Raw genomic sequence first — 20,392 nt, 5'->3', positions numbered from 1 at the left:
GCGCCTGAGTCACATGGGCGCACAATCCTTCATGGTTGCCGCGGCTGCCAGCGCGGATCCGGGGATGCGACCGCGACAGGCCTGAGGAAGCGTGCGTGGACAGCACACCGAAACAGCGTCCTGCGGCGGTCCTTGCGTCGCTGCGAGAGGCCCCATGGGTGTCGTTTCTCCAGCAGTGCCTGGGTGGCGTGCTCCTCAGCGGCCTGGTGCTGGTCTGGATTCCGCGGGTTGAGACCCGCTCCAGCGTCAAGCTGATACTGATGCTCGCCTTGCTGGCGTGCGTCGCCTTGAAGTACGCCCTTGAGTGGCCCCAGACCCTGAGCCGGGTGCGATCTTCACGGGTTGCCGGACAGGGTGTCATCGCTGGACTGGGGCAATTGGCGCCCCCCGAGCTGGCAGGCCTCGCCCGTTTCCAATGGCGGGTGTTGCTGGCCTGTTTGCGATGTCGGCGGACCGCGCGGTCCGATGACACGCCTACTGACGGGGAGGTCGATGTCCTGGCCAGAAGCTCCTACCCGACCGTGCTCGCCATCGTCTTCCTGATGCTGGCCACGGAAGTCCCGGTGTCTTTTCTGGTACTGCAGGGGCTGCCGATGGATCCGTCGGCCAGGCTGCGCCTGCACCTGGTTCTGATGCTGGTGGCCGCAGCTTCAGCCATGATGTTGCTCGGCGACCGATGCATGCTTCGGCAGCGCAGGCATCGCCTGGACACCAAAGGGCTTCGCATCCAGCTCGGTGCCAGAACCTCAGGCTGTGTGGCCTACGACGCCATCGCTGAGGTCAAGGTACTCAGTCGTCAGCAGCGACGGGACTTGAAGCGTCCTCCGATGATGGTCGGCAGCGAGCTCTGGATATCGCCGTTGGATCGGCCGAACCTGAGCATCACGCTGCGGCCGGGGGGCGTGTTGGCGATCACGCACCTGACGATGCAACGCACAGGGCTGTCAACGCTGTACCTGTACGTCAGCGATCCGGATGCCGTCAAGCGTTTGCTGGACGCTCGTCTGACGCATCAGACTGGCTGAGGTGGGCGAACCCCTGGCTTACTCCGGCGCGCGCCGCAGCGTCTCCACCACCGGGCGGCGCAGCACTTCGCGCAGGCCCCACCAGCCGGCCGCCAGCGCCAGCAGGGCGCCCACCGCGGTGCCGATCAGCGGCACCTCGGGGCCGGCGGTCCAGCGGAACTCGAACGCATAGCGCGCCAGCAGCGCGCCCACGCCCATGGCCGCCAGCGTGGCCAGCAGGCCAGCCAGCGCGCCCACGCCCAGCAGTTCCACCCGCTGCACCTGGGCCAGCAGGCGGCTGCTGGCGCCGCAGGCGCGCATCACCGCGTACTCGCGGGCGCGCGATTCACGGGTGGCGGTCACCGCGGCCAGCAGCACCGCCAGGCCGGCGGCCAGGGTAAAGGCGAAGAGCGTCTCGATCGCGCCGATCACCTGGGCCAGCACGCTCTGCAACTGGTTGATCGACGCGGTCACGTCGACATTGGTGAGGTTGGGAAAGCGCTGCACCAGGCGGTTGTCGAAGCCGCGCTCGGCGGGCGCGCGGTAGGCCGCCATCCAGGTGGCCGGCAGCTCGGGCAGCTGCGAGACCGGGAACATGACGAAGAAGTTGGCCCGCATCGAGCCCCACTCCACCTTGCGCAGGCTGGTCACGCGGCCCTCGCGCTCGATACCGGCGATGTCGAAGCGCAGGCGGTCGCCCAGCTTCAGGCCCAGCGTCTGCGCCAGACCTTCCTCCACGCTCAGCGCGTCGGCTTCTTCCGGTGTCCAGGCGCCGGCGGTGACGCGGTTGTGGCCGGGCAGGGCGGCGGCGTGGCTGAGGTTGAACTCGCGCTCGACCAGCCGGCGCGCGCGCTCGTCGGCCTCGATCGCCGCGCCGGGCGGCGCGCCGTTGATCGTCAGCAGGCGGCCGCGGATCATCGGGTACAGGTCGTGCGCGCCAACGCCCGCGTTCTTCAGCACCGCCTCGAAATCGGCCACCTGGTCGGGTTGCAGGTTGATCACGAAACGGTCCGGCGCGTCGGGCGGCGTGGCGCGACGCCAGCTGTCGACCAGGTCGGTGCGCAGCAGCACCAGCAGCACCAGCGCCATCAGGCCCACCGCCAGCGACGAGACCTGCAGCACCGCATAGGCCGGCCGCGCCACCAGCTGCCGGGTGGCCAGGCGCAGTGCGCGCGGCGCGCCGGCCTCGGGCACCAGCCAGCCCAGCAGCTTCACCGCACCCCAGGCCAGCAGTGCGAACAGCAGCGTGGCCGCGGCGAAGCCGCCCACCGCGATCAGGCCCAGCACCGGGTCGCGCGCCACCGCCACCAGCAGCGCGGCGAAGGCCAGGGTGCCGCCGGCCAGCACGCCCAGCGAGGCCGGGCGCAGCCCGCCCACGTCGCGGCGCATCACGCGCAGCGGCGGCACCTGGGCCAGCTGCAGCACCGGCGGCAGCCCGAAGCCCAGCAGCAGCACGCCGCCCACACCCAGGCCCAGCAGCGCGGGCCACAGGCCAGCCGGCGGCAGCTCGGCCGGCACCAGCGTGCCCAGCAGGCCCAGGAAGGCCAGGTGCGTCACCCAGCCCAGCAACACCCCGGCACCGCCCGCCACCAGCGCCAGTGCAGCGAACTGCATCGTGTAGGCCAGCGCGATATGCCGGCGCGACACGCCCAGCACGCGCAGCATCGCGCAGTCGTCCAGATGGGCCTCGGCAAAACCGCGCGCGGCGATCGCCACCGCCACCGCGGCCAGCAAGGCCGAGAGCAGCGCCACCAGGCTGAGGAACTTGCCGGCGCGGTCCAGCGTCTGGCGCATCTCGGGGCGGCCGCTTTCCAGCGATTCGACGCGGATGCCCTTGAGGCTGCCGGATTCGATCGCCGCACGCGCCCAGCGCGACCAGGCCACCGCGGCATCGCGCTGCTGCGCGCTGCCGGCCACCGCCAGCCGGTGGTTGATGCGGCTGGCCGGCTGCACCAGGCCGGTGGCCGGCAGGTCGTCCAGGTGGATCATCGCGCGCGGCGCGAAGGCCAGGAACCCGGCGCCGCGGTCGGGCTCCAGCACGATCAGGCGGGTGATGCGCAGCTCGGCGTCGCCCAGGCCCAGCGGGTCGCCCACGGTCACGCCCAGCGCGCCGGCCAGGGATTCGTCGATCCAGACCGTGCCGGGTTCGGGCCGGCCGGCGACCAGCTCGGTCGGGCCGTCGGCGCTGCGCCGCAGGGTCAGCTGGCCGCGCAGCGGGTACTGCGCGTCCACGGCCTTCAGCGCCACCAGCCGCGTGGCCCCACCCTGGGCGGGCAGGGCGCGGGCCATGCTGGGAAAGCTGGCACTGCGGCTGACCGCCAGGCCGCCGGCGCGGGCCTGTTCGGCGAACGAGGGTGGCGTGGGCTGGTCGGAGCTGACCACCGCGTCGCCGCCGATCAGCGCGGCCGCGTCGCGCACCAGGCCGGCCTGCAGCCGGTCGGCGAAGAAGCCCACCGCGCTCAGCGCGGCCACGGCCAGCAGCACCGCCAGCAGCACCAGGCGCAGCTGGCCGGCGCGCAGGTCGCGCAGGGTCTGGTTCAGGGCCAGCCGCCAGACGGGCAGGCGCACGGGAGAGTCAGGCATGCCGCCACGGTACCCGAAACCACGAATGCCGCGTTCAAGCCAGGCGAACGACCGCCCGCGGCACCGGTGTTTCAATGCCGGTCATGGACACCCGCCTCCCCACCCTGTATGTCTCGCACGGCTCGCCGATGACGGCGCTGGAAGAGGGCGCCACCACCGCGTTCTGGCGCCGCCTGGGCCCGGCCATCGACGCCGCCTTCGGCCGCCCGAAGGCGGTGCTGGCCATCTCCGGCCACTCGCTGACCCGCGAGCCGGTGCTGCTGGCCGCCGCCCGCCACCCCACGGTGCATGACTTCTACGGCTTTCCGGAGCCGCTCTACGCGCTGCGCTACGACGCCGACGGTGCGCCCGCGCTGGCCCTCGAGGTGGCCGGCCTGCTGCGCGCCGCCGGCCTGAACGCCCAGCTGTCGCCCGAGGGCGGCCTGGACCACGGCATCTGGACGCCGCTGCGCTCGATGTACCCCGACGCCGACATCCCGGTGCTGCCGCTGGGCTGGCCGCCGAACTGGGCCCCGGAGAAGCTGTTCGCGCTGGGCCGCGCGCTGGCGCCGCTGGCGGCGCAGGGCGTGCTGGTGATGGGCACCGGCGCCATCACCCACAACCTGCGCCTGTTCGCCGGCGGCCGGGGCGACCCGGCGCAGCCCGAGTACCCCGAGAGCGCGGCCTTCCGCGGCTGGATCGCCGACAAGGCCGCCGCCGCCGACTGGTCCGCGCTGAACGACTACCGCCGCCAGGCGCCGCACGCCGCCCTGATGCACCCCACCGACGAACACCTGCTGCCGCTGCACGTGGCCGCCGGCGCCGCGGGCGACGATGCGCCCGGCCGGCGCCTGTTCGCCGAGGTGCAGTGGGGCCACCTGGGCATGGACGCCTATGCCTTCGGTGCCGGCGCGCAGGCGCTGGTCACGCAGCTGTCATCGTGATGAGACGCGCCTGTCACAGGCGCTGACCACACTGCAGCCCCGAGATCGGCCCTCCGGCCGACACCTTGGAGTTGACGATGACCCGCACCCTGATCGCCCTGGCCGCCTCGCTGGCCTGCTTCTCCGCCCTGGCCGCGACCGGCCCGAGCACCACCACCACGCCTTACCTCGTGCCCAGCGCGGCGGGCGTCGAGCTGACCTCGGTCCTGACCGTCGGCGACACCGCCGACAACGGCTACCAGATGGTCGGCATCCCCGACGGCATGGGCGTGGTCGACAACCGCGACGGCACCTTCACGCTGTTCATGAACCATGAGCTGGGCAACACCCTGGGCAGCGTGCGCGCCCATGGCAGCGTCGGCGCCTTCGTCTCGCAGTGGCGCATCCGCGCCAGCGACCTGAAGGTGCTGGAAGGCCGCGACATGGTCCAGTCGGGCGCCGATGTGATGATGTTCGACGGCAGCACCTGGGTGTCGGGCACTGCCGCCTTCGGCCGCCTGTGCTCGGCGAACCTGGCGCCGGTCAGCGCCTTCTACAACCCGGCCAGCGGCAAGGGCTACAAGGGTTCCATCTTCATGAATGGCGAGGAAGCCGGCGCCGAAGGCCGCGCCTTCGCCTGGGTGGGTGCCAAGGGCAAGAGCCCGGCGCAGGTGTGGCAGCTGCCCGACCTGGGCCGCGCCTCCTGGGAGAACCAGGTGGCCAATCCGGTGGCGCAGGACAAGACCGTCGTCGTCGGCACCGACGACACCTCGACCAACGGCCAGGTCTACGTCTACGTCGGTGACAAGCAGTCCAGCGGCAGCGCGATCGAGCGCGCCGGTCTGGTGGGCGGCAAGCTCTACGCGGTCAAGGCCAACGGCAACCAGAGCGAGGACGCCAGCGACCTGCCCTTCGGCGCCAGCGCCGACGGCCGCTTCACGCTGGTCGAGGTCACCGCCTCGGCGCGCGGCACCGGCGCCGCGCTGAACAGCGCCACCATCGCCGCCGGCGGCACCAACTTCATGCGTCCCGAGGACGCCGCCTGGAACCCGCGCGACCCGCAGGCCCTGTTCCTGGCCACCACCGCCAGCATCACCGGCCGCTCGCGGATCTGGGAACTGCGCTTCGACGACCTGTCGCAGCCCGAGCTGGGCGGCACGATCCGCGTGGCCGGCGACGGCAACAACGGCTTCAAGATGGCCGACAACCTCACCGTCGACCAGCGCAGCGGCCATGTGATCTTCCAGGAAGACGTGGGCAATGACGCCCGCCTGGGCAAGGTCTGGGGCCTGAACCCGGCCACCGGCGCCCTGGTCGAGCTGGCGGCGCACGACGCCGACCGCTTTGTCACCGGCGGCTCCAACTTCCTGACCCAGGACGAGGAGTCCTCCGGCGTCATCGACGTCAGTGACGTGCTGAAGAAGAACGGCTACGACACCAAGGCCCACCGCTATTACCTGCTGGTCACCCAGGCCCACTACGGCATCCCGGGTGAGCTGGTCGAGGGTGGCCAGCTGCAGCTGATGAAGGTGCCCAGCGCGCTGGTGAAGTGAGGCCCGCTACAGTGGCGGCATGACCGCCGCTGAGCGCCTTGACACCCCCCGCCTGCGGCTGCAGGCCCCCAGCGCCGGGCTCGCCCCGGCGCTGCTGTCTTTTCATCAGCGCAATGCCGCCCACCTGGCGCCCTGGGACCCGCCAGCGCCACCGGGCTTCCTGACGCTGAGCACCCAGGCCCTGCGCATCGAGCAGGCCCGGCTGGCCTTCGACCGCGGCGAGGCCCTGCGCTGGTGGCTGCAGCCGGCGGACGATCCGCTGCGCATCATCGGCGTCGTCGGTCTCAGCCAGATCGCCCGTGGCGCCTTCCACAGCGCGGTGCTGGGCTATGCGATCGACGCCGCCCACCAGGGCCGGGGCCTGATGACCGAGGCGCTGCAGGCGGTGCTGGCCGAGGCCTTCGCCGAGCGCGTCCACCTGCACCGGGTGCAGGCCGCGGTGCGGCCCGAGAACCAGCGCAGCGTGGCGGTGCTGCAGCGCCTGGGCTTCGAGGCCATTGGCCTGGCGCGCGACTACCTGTTCATCGACGGCGCCTGGCGCGATCACGGCCTGTGGCAGCGACTGAATCCCGTTTTTTCGGTGCCGCTTGACTGGCGTCAAGCTTCAGATTCAGCCGGCTGAGCCGACAACCCTCTGGTCTGCTCCCGCACCCCGGGGGCCTGGATTGTTGTCGCCACCCACCATGCTGTCCGTTCAACCCACGTTCGACGCCACGCCCTCACCTCAGCAGGTGGCGCGTTGTCTGGCCGAGCTGACCAGCCTGCGCGACCGCGAGCAATTGCAGCAGCGCCTGGCCGGTCACCTCGTGGCGCACTTCCGGCCCCGCGGCGCGCAGGTCTGCCGCCGCCGCCACGACCGGCTGGAGGACTGGGATGTGCTGGCGCTGCAAGGCGCTCCCGCCGAGCCCGGCGAGGACGAACGCCGCGCGCTGCTCGAGGCCCTGGGCCGCGAACACCCGCTGCACCTGGACGGCGTGCCCGGCCGCGCCTTCTACCCCCTGCTGGGCAGCCACGGCGCCGAGGCGGTGCTGGCACTGCAGCTGGACGGCTCGCCCAGTGAGGCCCACCAGCAGGTGGCCGACGAGATCCTGCGCGTCTACCGCAACGTCATCGGTCTGCTCGACTATGGCGAACGCGACAGCCTGACCGGCCTGCTCAACCGCAAGAGCTTCGACGAAACCTTCATGCGCCTGGCGGGCCTGTCGGCGCAGGCGGAGCCGGCCCTGTCGGGCTGCGATGGCCGGCGCCACTGGCACAGCGGCGACCCGTGCTTCCTGGCGGTGATCGACATCGACCACTTCAAGCGCGTCAACGACGGCTTCGGCCACCTGGTGGGCGACGAGGTGCTGCTGCTGGTGGCCCGCCTGATGGGCGAGACCCTGCGCCAGCACGATCGGCTCTACCGCTTCGGCGGCGAGGAGTTCGTGGTGCTGCTCAGCTGCAGCCAGGACGAGGGCGCGCGTGCCGCGCTGGAGCGCCTGCGCGAACGCGTGGCCGGCTACCCGTTCCCGCAGGTGCAGGCGCTGACGATCAGCGCCGGTTTCACCCGCATCGACGCCGACGACACGCCCGAGCAGGCCTTCGGCCGCGCCGACAAGGCGGTCTACGCCGCGAAGGAGGGCGGTCGCGACCAGGTCCGCTGCTTCGACGAGCTGCTGGCCGTGGGCGCGGTGAGCGAGACGGCCACCGGCGGCGTCGACTTCTTCTGAGCCGGCGCGTCCCTCGCCCGGGGGACGCGGCCGCCAGCGCGGTCTTGTGGCGCCTGCGCGATGCACGCATACTGCGGCGGCCAGCAGCCATGAACAGCGTCTTCCTGTCCTACACCTACCGGCCTCATCCCGACCACGAGGACGAGCTGGAGCGCCTGCGCCGCTACGTGGTGCGCGTGCTCGAGGCCATGGGCCTGCGCGTGCTGGATGGCGTGGACCTGGGCGGCCGGCCGCTGGATGACGCGCTGCGGGCCCGCATCGAGGAGGCGGACGCCCTGGTGGCCCTGGTCACGCCGCAGGCCGACGCCGCCGGACAGATGGTCCAGCCGGCCTTCGTGCTCAGCGAGTTCGCCCATGCCGATGGCCTCAAGAAGCCCACCTTCCGGGTGCTGCACACCGCGCTCAAGGCCGTGGGCCTGGGGGCGGGCAACGAATACTTCGAGTACCAGCCGGGCCACGAGGCCGACCTGATCGTCAAGCTGATGAACACCGTGGCCGTGTGGCGGCGCGAGCATGGCCGCGCCGCCCGCGTGCGCATCGAGCCCGACACGCTGGCCTCGCAGTACGACGAGACCGAGGGTGACCGCTGCGAATACCAGGTCATCTCGCAGACCGGCAACTACCAGGACTTCGAGCGCGGCCGGCTGGTGCTGCAACCCGGCGCCGCCTATGCCGTGCTGCCCAAGATGCGTGATGGCGAGACGGTCCGGCTGCGCCTGAAGCAAGGCGGCAAAATCTGGCAATCCAAGCATGCGATCGACCCCTTCGTGGGCGGCGTGCGGCTGGAGGAGAAGTCATGACGCTGCGCATCGCCCAGGATGCCCGGTACGTCGGCAACGACTACTGGAACTGGCGCGCCTGGATCGAGGGCAGCGACGAGGAACTGGGCGAGGTGGAGCAGGTGGTCTGGATCCTGCACCCGAGCTTCTCGCAGCCGCGCGTGACGGTGAAGAACCGCGCCAACGGCTTCCGGCTCGAGACCTCCGGCTGGGGCACCTTCCTGCTGCGGGCCGAGCTGAGCCTGCAGGGCGGCCGCACCCAGGCGCTGCGCCACAACCTGACGCTCGAGTACCCCGACGAGGAGGTCGCGCCGCTGCGTTCGGCCTCGGCAGCCCGCCCGCGCGGGGCCTCGGTCTTTCTCTCGTACAGCTCGATCGACGCACGCGCTGCGGCGCGCCTGCGTGACGGTCTGACACAGGCCGGCGTGCAGGTGCTGGACCAGTCCGGCGTGACACCGGGCGAGCCCTGGCAGGAGGCGCTGGCCAACATGATGGCCCGCGCCGACGCGGTGGTCACGCTGGTCGGCGACGACGACATGAGCCCCTGGGTCAGCGCCGAGTTGAGCCATGCGCTGGCCGCCGACAAGCCGACACTGGCCCTGTTCAACGAGCGCGCCGCCACGCCCCGCCTGCCCGAGGGGGTGCAGGCCCGCCCGTTCAACCCGCGCGAGCCCGACGCCCAGGGCGTGCGCGAGTGGCTGGACCAGGTGGTGTCGCGCTGAGGCGCGGGCTCAGCGTCCGGGCAGCGTGCCCACCACACCCTCGACCAGCCAGTCCATGCGGGCGATCTGCCCGTCGCTCATCGCACCCGAGGCCTGGCGCACCTGCCCCGTGCTGTCGAGCAGGCGGCCAGTGAAGGGTTGGAAGCGGCCGGCGATGATGTCGGCCTCGCGGCGGGCCACCGACTGGCGGACGGCGGCAGGCAGGGCGTCGGACAGCGCCGAGAGCTTCACCAGCCCGTCCTTCATGCCACCCCAGACCGGGGTGTTGGACCAGCGGTCGGCCATCACGTCCTGCGCCACCCGGGTGTAGAAGCCGCCCCAGTGGTGGGTCACCGCGGCCAGCTGGGCCTTGGGCGCGAAGGCGCGCATGTCGCTCTGGTAGGCCAGCAGCTTGACACCCTTCTCCTCGGCCACCTGCGGCACCGCGGGCGAGCCCGAGTGGTTGGTCAGCACGTCGGCGCCCTGGGCCACCAGCGACAGCGCGGCGTCGCGCTCGCGCGCCGGGTCGAACCAGGCATTGAGCCAGACCACCTTGACCTGCGCCGCCGGGTTGACCGCGCGCATGCCCAGCGTGAAGGCATTGATGCCTTGCACCACCTCGGGCACCGGAAAGCCCGCCACGTAGCCGGCCACGCCGCTGCGGCTGCTGTGGCCCGCGAGCATGCCGGCCAGGTAGCGGGCCTCGTAGTAGCGGGCGTTGTAGGTGCCCAGGTTGGCGGCGGTCTTGTAGCCGCCGGCGTGCTCGAAACGCACCTGCGGAAATTCGCCGGCCACGCGCAGCGCGGGCTCCAGGTAGCCGAAGCTGGTGGCGAACACCAGGCGGTGGCCCTGGGCGGCCAGGTCGCGCATCACCCGCTCCGAGTCAGCGCCCTCGGGCACCGCCTCGACCACGGTGGTCTTGACGGCGCTGCCCAGCGCCTGTTCCATCTCGCGCCGACCCAGGTCGTGCTGGTAGGTCCAGCCGGCCTGGCCCACCGGGCTGACGTAGACGAAGGCCACCTTCAGCGGTTCGGCAGCCTGGGACGAGAGGGAAGCGATCAACGCGGCGCCGGCCCACAGGGCGGCGCGCACGAGGTTTTTGTACATGGTTGTCCTCGACATGGCCCCGGAGTTGGTTGGCGCAGCCGGCGGACGGGGCGTGACCGGCAGCGAACCCGCGATTCTCGCCGATTGGCGCCGACAGGCCCGTGCAAGTCCGGATGCCCGGCGCGCAGGAGTGCCGGCTTTTCCACAGTAGCATCGGGCCTCGCCGCCACGAACCCGGCAGCGAACCCGGCCACGACGGCGCCTGCACCACCCCCGCAGCCCGCCCGCCCCGCACACAGGAGGATCCCGATGACCACCCCGATCGGCCGCCATCCGCGGCTTGCCCTGCTCAGCCTGGCCCTGCTGGCCGCCACCGGCGCCGGTGCCAAGACGCTGGTCTACTGTGCCGAGGGCTCGCCCGAGAACTTCACGCCGGCCATCAACACCACCGGCACCAGCTTCGACGCCGCCCGCCCGGTCTACGACCGCCTGGTGCATTTCCGCCGCGGCAGCACCGAGGTCGAGCCCGGCCTGGCCGAGAGCTGGACCATCAGCCCTGATGGCAAGACCTACACCTTCCGCCTGCGCGCCGGCGTGAAGTTCCACAGCGTGCCCGGCTTCACGCCCACGCGCGACTTCAACGCCGACGACGTGGTCTGGAGCTTCGAGCGCCAGTGGAAGGCCGAGCACCCGTATGCCAAGGTCTCGGGCGGCAAGTACGACTACTTCGCCGACATGGGCTTCAAGGACGACCTGGTGGCGGTGGAGAAGGTCGACCCGCTGACCGTGCGCATCGTGCTGAAGAAGCCCAATGTCACGATGATCCCGAACCTGGCGATGGACTTCGCCGCCATCCACTCGGCCGAGTACGCCGATGTGCTGGCCAAGGCCGGCAAGCTGGCCCAGTTCGACCAGGTGCCGGTGGGCACCGGCCCGTTCAGCTTCGTCACCTACCAGAAGGACGCGGTGATCCGCTACAAGGCCCACAAGGCCTACTGGGGCGCCGAGAAGGCCCTGGTCGATGACCTGGTCTACGCGATCACGCCTGATGCCACCGCCCGCACCGCCAAGCTGCGTGCCGGCGAATGCCACCTGACCGGCTACCCGCGGCCGGCCGACCTGCCCGAGCTGCAGAAGGACCCCAAGCTGAAGGTGGTCAGCCTGCCCGGCCTGAACATCGCCTACTGGTCCTTCAACACGCAGAAGCCGCCGTTCGACAAGAAGGAGGTCCGCCAGGCCTTCACGATGGCGATCGACAAGGCGGCGATCCTGAAGGACGTCTACCTGGGCGCCGGCACCTCGGCCAAGAACCTGATTCCGCCCACGATGTGGGGCTACAACAACCAGGTCCAGGAGTGGCCGCACGACCCGGCCAAGGCCAAGGACCTGCTGGCCAAGGCGGGCGTGAAGACGCCGCTGGACGTGGACCTCTGGTACATGCCGGTGCAGCGCCCCTACAACCCCAACGCCAAGCGCATGGCCGAGATGATGCAGGCCGACCTGGCCAAGATCGGCGTCAACGCCAAGCTGGTCACCTACGAGTGGGGCGAGTACCGCAAGCGCCTGCAGCAGGGCGAACACATGACCGGCATGCTGGGCTGGAACGGCGACAACGGCGACCCCGACAACTTCTTCTTCCTGCACGGCTGCGACGCCGCCCGCCCGGGTGGCCAGAACCTCAGCAAGTGGTGCCACAAGGGCTTTGACGAGAAGCTGGAGAAGGCCCGCACGCTGACCGACACTAAGGCCCGCGCCAAGCTCTACGAGGAGATGCAGGTCATCGAGCGCGAGGAGGCGCCCGACTTCAAGATCGCCCATTCGGTGGTGTTTGAGGTGATGCGCCAGGAGGTGACGGGCTACAAGCAGAGCCCGTTCAACTCGCACCAGTTCAACGGCGTGGACCTGAAGTAAACGCCTCGGTGCACTGCAACCTCGGCCATGGCGCCCCTGGGTGCCGTGGCGGCTGATCCATGCTGCGATACCTGCTGCGCCGTCTGGCGCTGACCATTCCCACCTTCATCGCCCTGATGGCGCTGACCTTCGTCGCCATCCGGCTGGTGCCGGGCGACCCGGTGGAGGTGCGCGTGGGCGAGCGCGGCATCTCGCCCGAGCGCCTGGCGCAGTTCCGCCATGAGCTGGGGCTGGACCAGCCGCTGTGGAAGCAGTTCCTGGACTATGCCGGGCAGCTGCTGCACGGTGACTTCGGCACCTCGCTGGCCACCAGCCAGCCGGTGCTGAGCGAGTTCCTGACGCTGTTCCCGGCCACGCTGGAGCTGAGCCTGGCGGCCATGCTGTTTGCCGCGCTGATCGGCCTGCCGGCCGGCACCATCGCCGCGGCACGGCGCGGCACCATCTTCGACCAGGCGCTGATGGGCCTGTCGGTCACCGGCTACTCGATGCCGATCTTCTGGTGGGGCCTGCTGCTGATCATGTTCGTCGGCGAGCGCTGGGGGCTGACGCCGGTGTCGGGCCGGATCGACCTGATCCAGTACTACTTCGAGCCGGTCACCGGCTTCATGACGATCGACGCCTGGCTGTCGGGCCAGCCCGGCGCCTTCAAGGACGCGCTGCACCACCTGCTGCTGCCGGCCATCGTGCTGGGCACGGTGCCGCTGGCGGTGGTGGCGCGCATGACCCGCTCGGCGATGCTGGAGGTGCTGGGCGAAGACTACGTGCGCACCGCCCGCGCCAAGGGCCTGCCGGCCTGGCGCGTGGTGGGCCTGCATGCGCTGCGCAATGCGCTGATCCCGGTGGTCACGGTGATCGGCCTGCAGGTGGGCGCGCTGATGGCTGGCGCGGTGCTGACCGAGACCATCTTCTCCTGGCCCGGCATCGGCAAGTGGCTGATCGAGTCCATCGCGCGGCGCGACTACCCGGCGCTGCAGGGCGGCGTGATGCTGGTCTCGACGATCGTCATCGGGGTCAATTTGGCAGTCGATCTCACCTACGGCCTGATCAACCCCCGCATCCGCCATGGCTGAGACCTCGATGCTCCCCACCGTGGCGCCGCCCTCGCCGCTGGCGGCGTTCTGGGCCGCCTTCAAGGAGAACCGCGGCGCGGTGATCGGCCTGGCCGTGGTGCTGCTGGTGGTGCTGTTGGCGCTGGGTGCCGATGTGATCGCGCCGTACTCGCCCACCGAGCAGTTCCGCGATGCGGTGCGCCTGCCACCCGCCTGGGCCGAGGGTGGCCGCGCCGGCTTCTGGCTGGGCACCGACAGCCTGGGCCGCGACCAGCTCTCGCGCCTGATCCACGGTGCGCGCATCTCGCTGTTCATCGGCCTGACGGTGATGGGCGCGTCCTTTGTGGTGGGTGTGGCGCTGGGCCTGGCCTGTGCCTCGCTGGGCACCGCGGTGGACGTGGCGATCACCCGGCTGATGGACCTGATCATGGCCGTGCCCTCGCTGGTGCTGGCGATCCTGGTGGTGGCGGTGCTGGGACCCAGCCTGACCAACACCATCGTCGCGGTCAGTCTGGTCACGCTGCCGCGCTATGTGCGGCTGCTGCGCGCCTCGGCGCTGGCTGAACTGCAGAAGGACTACGTCACCGCCGCCCGCGTGGCCGGTGTGGGCCGCTGGCGACTGATGACGCGCACCGTGCTGCCCAACTGCCTGGCGCCGCTGATCGTGCAGGCCGCGCTGGGCGTGTCCGACGCCATCCTGGAAGCCGCCGCGCTGGGCTTCCTGGGCCTGGGCGCGCAGCCGCCCACGGCCGAGTGGGGCACGATGCTGGCCGATGCGAGAGAGTTCATCCGCTCCGACCCCTGGCTGGTCACGCTGCCGGGCCTGGCCATCCTGGTGACGGTGGTGTCGATCAACCTGATGGGCGACGGGCTGCGCGATGCGCTGGACCCGAAGATGCGCAAGACATGAAGCCGTTGCTGGATATCCAGGACCTGTCGGTCAGCTTCGCCACCCGTGGCGGTCCGCTGCGCGCGGTCGATGGCGTCTCGCTGCAGGTCGCACCGGACGAGGTGCTGGCCATCGTCGGCGAATCGGGCTCGGGCAAGTCGGTGGCGATGCTGGCGGTGATGGGCCTGCTGCCCTGGACCGCCACCGTCAGCGCCGCCCGCCTGGCCTTCGACGGCCAGGACCTGCGCGCGCTCACGGCGCGGCAGCGCCGCGCGCTGATCGGCAAGGACATCGCGATGGTGTTCCAGGAGCCGATGAGCAGCCTCAACCCCTGCTTCACCGTGGGCTGGCAGATCGACGAGGCCCTGGCCGCGCACACGCCGCTGACGCGCGCGCAGCGCCGCACGCGGGTGGTGGAACTGCTGGACCTGGTCGGCATCCCCGACCCGGCGCGCCGTGCACGCGCGTTTCCGCACCAGCTCTCGGGTGGCATGAGCCAGCGGGTGATGATCGCCATGGCGTTGGCCGGCGAGCCGCGGCTGCTGATCGCCGACGAGCCCACCACCGCGCTGGACGTGACGATCCAGGCGCAGATCATGGACCTGCTGGCGCGGCTGCGGCGCGAGCGCGGCACCTCGATGGTGCTGATCACTCATGACCTGGGCGTGGTGGCCGAAAGCGCCGACCGTGTGCTGGTGCAGTACGCCGGCCGCGCGGTCGAGCAGCAGCCGGCCGCCACGCTGTTCGCCCAGCCGCACCATCCCTACACCGCGGCGCTGCTGGACGCGCTGCCCGAGCGCAGCCGCCCCGGCCAGGCGCTGGCCTCGATCGACGGCGTCGTGCCCGGTCTGCACGACCGCCCCGCGGGCTGCCTGTTCGCGCCACGCTGCCGCCTGGCCACTGCGCGCTGCCATGCCGAGCGTCCGGTCGCGGCGCCGGCCGCGCTGGGCCAGGCGCTGTGTCACACGCCGCTGGAGACTGCCCGATGACGGCCCTGCTCGAAGCGCGCGATCTGCGCCGCCACTACCACGTGCGCCGCGGCTGGTTCCAGTCCGAGGCCACGGTGCATGCGCTCGACGGCGTGGGCTTCTCGCTGCAGGCCGGCCGCACGCTGGCGGTGGTGGGCGAGAGCGGCTGCGGCAAGTCCACGCTGGCGCGGCTGCTGACGATGATCGAGACGCCCACCGCCGGCCAGTTGCTGATCGACGGCGAGGACGTGGCCCACGCCGATGCCGCCACGCGCACCCGGCTGCGCCGCCAGGTGCAGATCGTCTTCCAGAACCCGTACGGCTCGCTGAACCCGCGCCAGACCGTGGGCGACGCGCTGATGGAGCCGCTGGAGGTCAACGCCGTCGGCGCCAACCGCGCCGAGCGCGAGGCCCAGGCGCGCGCGATGCTGGCCCGCGTGGGCCTGCGGCCCGAGCACTTCGAGCGTTGGCCGCACATGTTCTCGGGCGGGCAGCGCCAGCGCATCGCCATTGCCCGCGCGCTGATGCTGCGCCCGCGCGTGCTGGTGCTGGACGAGCCGGTGTCGGCGCTGGACGTGTCGATCCGCGCCCAGGTGCTGAACCTGCTGGCCGAGCTGCAGCGCGAGCTGGGCGTGGCCTACCTGTTCATCAGCCACGACCTGGGCGTGGTGCGCCACGTGGCCGACGAGGTGCTGGTGATGTACCTGGGTCGCTGTGTGGAGCAGGGCACCGCGGCCGAGGTGTTTGAGTCGCCGCGCCACCCCTACACCCAGGCGCTGCTGTCGGCCACGCCCACGGTCGACCCGGCGCGTCGGCGCCAGCGCATCCTGCTGCAGGGCGAGCTGCCTTCACCGCTGGAGCGGCCGCAGGGCTGCGCCTTCCGGGCGCGCTGTCCGCAGGCCTTTGATCGCTGCGGCGAGGCGCCCGCGCTGCGCGGCGAGGCTCACCGCAGCGCCTGCTGGCTGGATCCCTGATGCGCCCGGCCTGCCGCGGCCGCGCCAGTCGCGCTGCCCGCGCGGGCCGCGCCCGGGCGCTGGCGGCGCTGCTGGTGCTGCTGCCGTGGGCCGCAGGCACGGTGCGGGGCGCGGAGGGCCTGTGGCCCTGGGAGCAGGTGCCCGCGGATGCGCTGCAGCAGAGCCTGGGTGTGCGTCCATCACCGGCCCTGCTGGCGCGACTGCAGGCGGCCACGGTCTCGCTGGACGGCAGCGGGGCCGTGGTCTCGGCAGCCGGCCTGGTCCTGACCAACTACCACGTGGTGCAGGAGTGCATCGCCGCGCTGTCGGGTCCGCGCCGGGACCTGGCACGCAGTGGCTTCACCGCCGCCCGGATGAGCGACGAGCGCCGTTGTCCGGGCCTGGTGGTGCGCCAATGGGTGCACACCCAGGACCTGGGGGCCGAGCTGCAACGCGCGCTGGCCGCCGCCGGCCCCGGCGACGATCCCCAGCGCGTGCGCGCCGCCGAGCTGACCCGGCTGGAAGCCGCCTGCCAGCAGGCCCATCCGGACGAGGTCTGCGAACTCGCCACGCTGTACGCCGGCGCCCGCACGGTATTGCGGCGCTACCGCGTCTGGGACGATGTGCGTCTGGTCTGGGCACCCGAAGCGGCCGCAGCCCTGTTCGGCGGCGACGCCGACAACCTGACCTACCCCCGCTTCGCGTTGGACGCAGCGCTGCTGCGCGTGCGTGACCGCCACGGACGGCCGCCCGCCGGCCTGCGTCCGCTGGCGCTGGCCACCCGGCCGCTGCGCGAGGACGAGCCGCTGTTCGTGGCCGGTTTTCCGGCGTCGACCGAGCGCCTGCGCACCCAGGCGCAGCTGGAGATGGCGCGCGACGTCACCCTGTCCCGGGCCGTGGCCGACACGCGGCAGCGGCTGGACGAAATGCAGCGCCAGCTCGCCGCCTCGCCCGATCTGCAGCGGGCGTCCCGCAGCCTGGTCTATGACCTGGAGAACGCCGCCAAGCAGCAGGCGCTGGAGGCGCAGGCCCTGCACCAGCCAGGGCTGCTGGCCGGCCGCGCGCAGGTGGAGCAGCGCCTGCGTGCCGCCTGGTCCCGCAGCGGGCGGCCCGGCGACCCCTGGGCCGACATCGCCCAGGCCACGGCGCTGCAGCGCGAGCTGGCGCCGCAGACCGAGGCCATGGCGCTGGGCGGCTCGACCTTGTTTGCCCGCGCCACCACCCTGGTGGCCTTGGCCAGCGAGGCGGTCCGACCCGAGCTGCAGCGCCTGCCCGACTACCGCGCCAGCACCCGGCCGGCCCATGAGCGCGCGCTGCGCGACGAGAGCGCGATCGACCTGGTGCGCGAACGCGCCGATCTGACGCAGGCCCTGCAGGAGGCCCTGGCGCGCCTGGGGCCCGGGCATGCCTTCGTGCAGGCCGCCCTGGCCGGGCGCCCGCCCGCGCAGGCTGCCGAGGCGCTGGTCGCCGGCAGCCGCCTGGCCGAGTCCGCCACCCGGCGGCGTCTGCTCGACGGTGGCCTGCCCGCCTTGATGGCCTCCACCGATCCCCTGCTGGCCCTGGCCCGCGACACCTGGGGAGTGCGGCGCGAGCTGCTCTGGCGCCAGGCGCAGGAGGTCGACGCGGTGATCGAGCGCGCCACGCGGGCCATTGGCGAAGTGGCGGCGCTGCCTGAGCTGGCGCTGGCGCCCGATGCCGACGGCAGCCTGCGCCTGAGCGCGGGCCGGGCCCGGGGCGTTGTCACCGGTGGCCGCCGCCTGCCCTGGACCACCACCTGGGGCGGCTGGTGGGACCGCGCCGACAGCTTTGACCAGGCCGAACCCTTCCGCCTGCCGCCGCGGCTGCAACGCGCCCGCGCCCGGCTGGATCCCCGGGCCCGCTTGTGCCTGGCGCTGGACGCCGATGTGGCGCCAGGCCATTCGGGCTCGCCGGTGGTCAATGCCCAGGGCGAGCTGGTCGGCCTGCTGTTCGACGGCAACGGCGGCTCGCTGGGCTACGCCTGGGGCTTCGACGCCAACCAGGCCCGCGGCGTGGCGTTGCACGCGCAGGCGCTGCAGGTGGCGCTGTCGCAGGTCTATCCTGGCCGCCACCTGCTGCGAGAAATGGGATGGCCGGCCACCGCCGCATCCACGAAGATCCAACCCGCGCCACGAGCGCGTCACCCCAGGGAGAAGCGATGACCACCCCCACCATCCGCCAACTTGTTGTCAGCGCCGCGGCGGCGCTGTCCGTCCTGCCGGCCGGGGCCGACGAGGGCATGTGGACCTTTGAACACGCCCCGTTGGCAGCCATCGCCAAGCGCCACGGTGTGCAGATCGACCCGCAGATGCTGGCGCGGCTGCAGGCCGCCTCGGTGCATGTGGGCGCGTCGGCCTCGTTCGTGTCGGCCGATGGCCTGATGCTGACCAACCACCACGTGGTGGAGGGCTGCGTGGCCCGGCTGTCCAGTGCCACCAGGAACCTGGCCGCCACCGGTTTCGTGGCCGCACGGCGCCAGGACGAGCTGCGCTGCCCCGGCTTCACCGCGCGCGTGCTGCTGCGCACCGAGGACGTCAGCGCGCGCATCCAGGCCGCTGCCGCATCGGCCGGCGACGACGCCGCCCGCAACACCGCCCGCAAGGCCGAGATCGCCCGCATCGAAAAGGCCTGCACCGACGATCGCCAGGGCCAGCGCTGCAACGTGGTCTCGTTCTACAGCGGCGCGCGCTATGCGCTGTACCACTACCGCGAATGGGACGACGTGCGCCTGGCCTGGGCGCCGGAGTCCGACGCCGGCTTCTACGGCGGTGACCCGGACAACTTCGTCTACCCGCGCTTCGCGCTGGACGCGGCGCTGATGCGCGTCTATGAGCGCAACGGCCAGCCACACCGCCCCGCGCAGCACCTGCGCCTGGCGGCGCGCATGCCGCGCGAGGGGGAACTGCTGTTCGTCTCGGGCCATCCCGGCCACACCGAGCGCCTGCGCACGGTGGCCCAGCTCGAATCCGCCCGCGATGTGGAGATGCCGATTGCATTGGCCACGGCGCGCGCCGAGATCGCCGCGCTGCATGCCTATGCCGCCACCTCGCCCGAGGCGGCGCGCCAGGCGCAGTCGGGCATCTTCGGCACCGAGAACTGGTTCAAGTCCATGGACGGCGAATACCAGGCCCTGAAGGACGCGGCACTGCTGAAGGCCAAGCGCCAGGACGAGCAGACGCTGCGCGACGCCTACCGGCAACGCGGCCTGGCTGGCGATCCCTGGGCCGACATCGCACGGGCCAACGCGGTGCAGGACGCGCTGACGCCGCAGCTGTGGGGTCTGAACTTCGGCTACCGCACGGCCCTGGCGCGCGCGGTCGACCTGGTGGCCATCGCCCATGAGCGCGGCCTGCCCGAGGACCAGCGCCTGGCCGACTTCGGCGATGCCTCGCTGCCCGACAAGGAGCGTGGCCTGCGCGCCGAGTCGCCGTTCTACCCGGCGCTGGAGACGGTGCGCCTGACCACGGCGCTGGAGCGCTCGCTGGCCCTGCTGGGTGCCGAGCATCCCTACATGCGCCTGGTCCTGCAAGGCCGCAGCCCGCGCCAGGCGGCCGAGGCCCTGGTCGCCGCCACGCGCGTGGGCGAGCGCGCCGAGCGCGAACGGCTGCTCAGCGGCGGCGCGGCCGCGATCGCCGCCTCGACCGATCCGCTGATCGTGCTGGCCCGCGAGGCCTGGCCGATGCGCCGGGCCCTGCGCCTGCGCGCCGAGAACGAGGTCGACACCCCGATCCGCCGCGCCGCCGAGGCGATCGACCAGGCCCGCTTCGCGCTGTACGGCCACGATGTGCCGCCGGACGCCACCAACACGCTGCGCCTGTCCTTCGGTCCTGCCAAGGGCTATGTGTCGAACGGCCTGACCCACCCCTGGAAGACCACCTGGGGCGGCTGGTGGGACCGCGCCGACAGCTTTGACCAGCAAGAGCCCTTCAAGTTGCCGGCCCGCATCGACCGGGCCCGCGGCAAGGTCCCGGCCTCGACGCCGCTGGACTTCGTGCTGACCGCCGACATCATCGGCGGCAACTCCGGCTCACCGGTGGTCAACGCCAAGGGCGAACTGGTCGGCCTGATCTTCGACGGCAACCTCGAAGGCCTGGGCGGCAACTACGCCTACCAGGACCACACGGCCCGCGCGATCGCCGTGCACGCCGACGCCATCATGGCGGCGCTGGAGAAGGTGTACGGGGCCGGCCATCTGGCGCGGGAAATGCGGCAGTAGGTAGGGTCAGCTTTTCGCCCTAGGCAGTCATTGCCCGCAGATGTGGTTGAGGCGAGGTGGGGGAAAGGGGTCTCTCTCATGTCCCCCGGCCTGCGGCCTCCTCCTTGACT

Annotated in this window: 16 protein-coding genes; 14 read left to right on the top strand and 2 right to left on the bottom strand. The window is 71.8% G+C overall.

Features of this window, described 5'->3' with window-relative positions; genetic code table 11:
* The first annotated feature begins 95 nt into the window (after positions 1-95).
* A complete protein-coding gene (locus tag KAK07_RS13195; protein ID WP_210861254.1) occupies positions 96-1,025 on the top strand; it encodes a hypothetical protein in 930 nt (309 codons plus the stop codon).
* 18 nt (positions 1,026-1,043) lie between these two features.
* On the opposite strand, the gene KAK07_RS13190 is transcribed toward KAK07_RS13195, so the two are convergent.
* Positions 1,044-3,587, bottom strand: coding sequence for an ABC transporter permease (locus tag KAK07_RS13190; RefSeq protein ID WP_210854128.1), 2,544 nt, complete (start codon positions 3,585-3,587; stop codon positions 1,044-1,046).
* Positions 3,588-3,670: 83 nt separating this feature from the next.
* Between KAK07_RS13190 and KAK07_RS13185 the strand changes: the two genes are divergently transcribed.
* The 6 genes from KAK07_RS13185 to KAK07_RS13160 all read left to right on the top strand — a co-directional run bounded on the left by KAK07_RS13185 (position 3,671) and on the right by KAK07_RS13160 (position 9,252).
* Complete coding sequence (locus KAK07_RS13185) at positions 3,671-4,510, top strand: dioxygenase family protein (protein WP_210861252.1); 840 nt, start codon at positions 3,671-3,673, stop codon at positions 4,508-4,510.
* Between the two features lie 77 nt (positions 4,511-4,587).
* Positions 4,588-6,042 carry a PhoX family protein gene (locus KAK07_RS13180; protein WP_210861251.1) on the top strand — a complete coding sequence of 485 codons (1,455 nt, stop codon included), beginning with the start codon at positions 4,588-4,590 and terminating at the stop codon, positions 6,040-6,042.
* 19 nt (positions 6,043-6,061) lie between these two features.
* Positions 6,062-6,664 (top strand): GNAT family N-acetyltransferase, encoded by a 603-nt coding sequence (locus KAK07_RS13175; protein WP_210861249.1) that lies wholly within the window; start codon positions 6,062-6,064, stop codon positions 6,662-6,664.
* A 61-nt stretch (positions 6,665-6,725) separates the two neighbouring features.
* The gene (locus KAK07_RS13170) at positions 6,726-7,751 is read left to right on the top strand and encodes a GGDEF domain-containing protein (protein ID WP_210861247.1); all 1,026 of its coding nucleotides are present in this window, start codon (positions 6,726-6,728) and stop codon (positions 7,749-7,751) included.
* 89 nt (positions 7,752-7,840) lie between these two features.
* Complete coding sequence (locus KAK07_RS13165; protein WP_210861245.1) at positions 7,841-8,551, top strand: toll/interleukin-1 receptor domain-containing protein; 711 nt, start codon at positions 7,841-7,843, stop codon at positions 8,549-8,551.
* Positions 8,548-9,252: a pYEATS domain-containing protein gene (locus KAK07_RS13160; RefSeq protein WP_210861243.1), complete on the top strand. Its 705-nt coding sequence runs from the start codon at positions 8,548-8,550 to the stop codon at positions 9,250-9,252. Before KAK07_RS13165 ends, KAK07_RS13160 begins: the two co-directional genes overlap by 4 nt.
* Positions 9,253-9,261: 9 nt before the next feature.
* Here the strand turns inward: KAK07_RS13160 and KAK07_RS13155 are convergent, their stop codons facing one another.
* Complete coding sequence (locus KAK07_RS13155) at positions 9,262-10,338, bottom strand: BMP family ABC transporter substrate-binding protein (protein ID WP_210854121.1); 1,077 nt, start codon at positions 10,336-10,338, stop codon at positions 9,262-9,264.
* Between the two features lie 249 nt (positions 10,339-10,587).
* On the opposite strand from KAK07_RS13155, the gene KAK07_RS13150 reads away from it, so the two are divergent.
* The 7 genes from KAK07_RS13150 to KAK07_RS13120 are packed head-to-tail and all read left to right on the top strand — an operon-like array spanning position 10,588 to position 20,282.
* Positions 10,588-12,189, top strand: coding sequence for an ABC transporter substrate-binding protein (locus KAK07_RS13150; RefSeq protein WP_210854120.1), 1,602 nt, complete (start codon positions 10,588-10,590; stop codon positions 12,187-12,189).
* Positions 12,190-12,248: 59 nt separating this feature from the next.
* Positions 12,249-13,259 (top strand): ABC transporter permease subunit, encoded by a 1,011-nt coding sequence (locus tag KAK07_RS13145; RefSeq protein ID WP_210861241.1) that lies wholly within the window; start codon positions 12,249-12,251, stop codon positions 13,257-13,259.
* A 7-nt stretch (positions 13,260-13,266) separates the two neighbouring features.
* Positions 13,267-14,148 carry an ABC transporter permease subunit gene (locus KAK07_RS13140; protein WP_247664360.1) on the top strand — a complete coding sequence of 294 codons (882 nt, stop codon included), beginning with the start codon at positions 13,267-13,269 and terminating at the stop codon, positions 14,146-14,148.
* Positions 14,145-15,116: an ABC transporter ATP-binding protein gene (locus KAK07_RS13135; protein WP_210854117.1), complete on the top strand. Its 972-nt coding sequence runs from the start codon at positions 14,145-14,147 to the stop codon at positions 15,114-15,116. Before KAK07_RS13140 ends, KAK07_RS13135 begins: the two co-directional genes overlap by 4 nt.
* Positions 15,113-16,069: a dipeptide ABC transporter ATP-binding protein gene (locus KAK07_RS13130; RefSeq protein ID WP_210854116.1), complete on the top strand. Its 957-nt coding sequence runs from the start codon at positions 15,113-15,115 to the stop codon at positions 16,067-16,069. The genes KAK07_RS13135 and KAK07_RS13130 overlap by 4 nt, the downstream gene beginning before the upstream one ends.
* Entirely contained in the window at positions 16,069-18,228 is a 2,160-nt protein-coding gene (locus KAK07_RS13125) for a S46 family peptidase (protein WP_210854115.1), read from the top strand. Before KAK07_RS13130 ends, KAK07_RS13125 begins: the two co-directional genes overlap by 1 nt.
* Positions 18,225-20,282: a S46 family peptidase gene (locus KAK07_RS13120; RefSeq protein WP_210854114.1), complete on the top strand. Its 2,058-nt coding sequence runs from the start codon at positions 18,225-18,227 to the stop codon at positions 20,280-20,282. The genes KAK07_RS13125 and KAK07_RS13120 overlap by 4 nt, the downstream gene beginning before the upstream one ends.
* The last annotated feature ends 110 nt before the right edge of the window (positions 20,283-20,392 follow it).

Origin of the sequence: Ideonella alba (genome assembly GCF_018069875.1) — a bacterium.
In the GTDB taxonomy this organism is placed as follows: domain Bacteria; phylum Pseudomonadota; class Gammaproteobacteria; order Burkholderiales; family Burkholderiaceae_C; genus Ideonella; species Ideonella alba.
The sequence above is the reverse complement of the archived record's forward strand: the minus strand, read 5'-3'. Positions and strand labels throughout refer to the sequence as shown.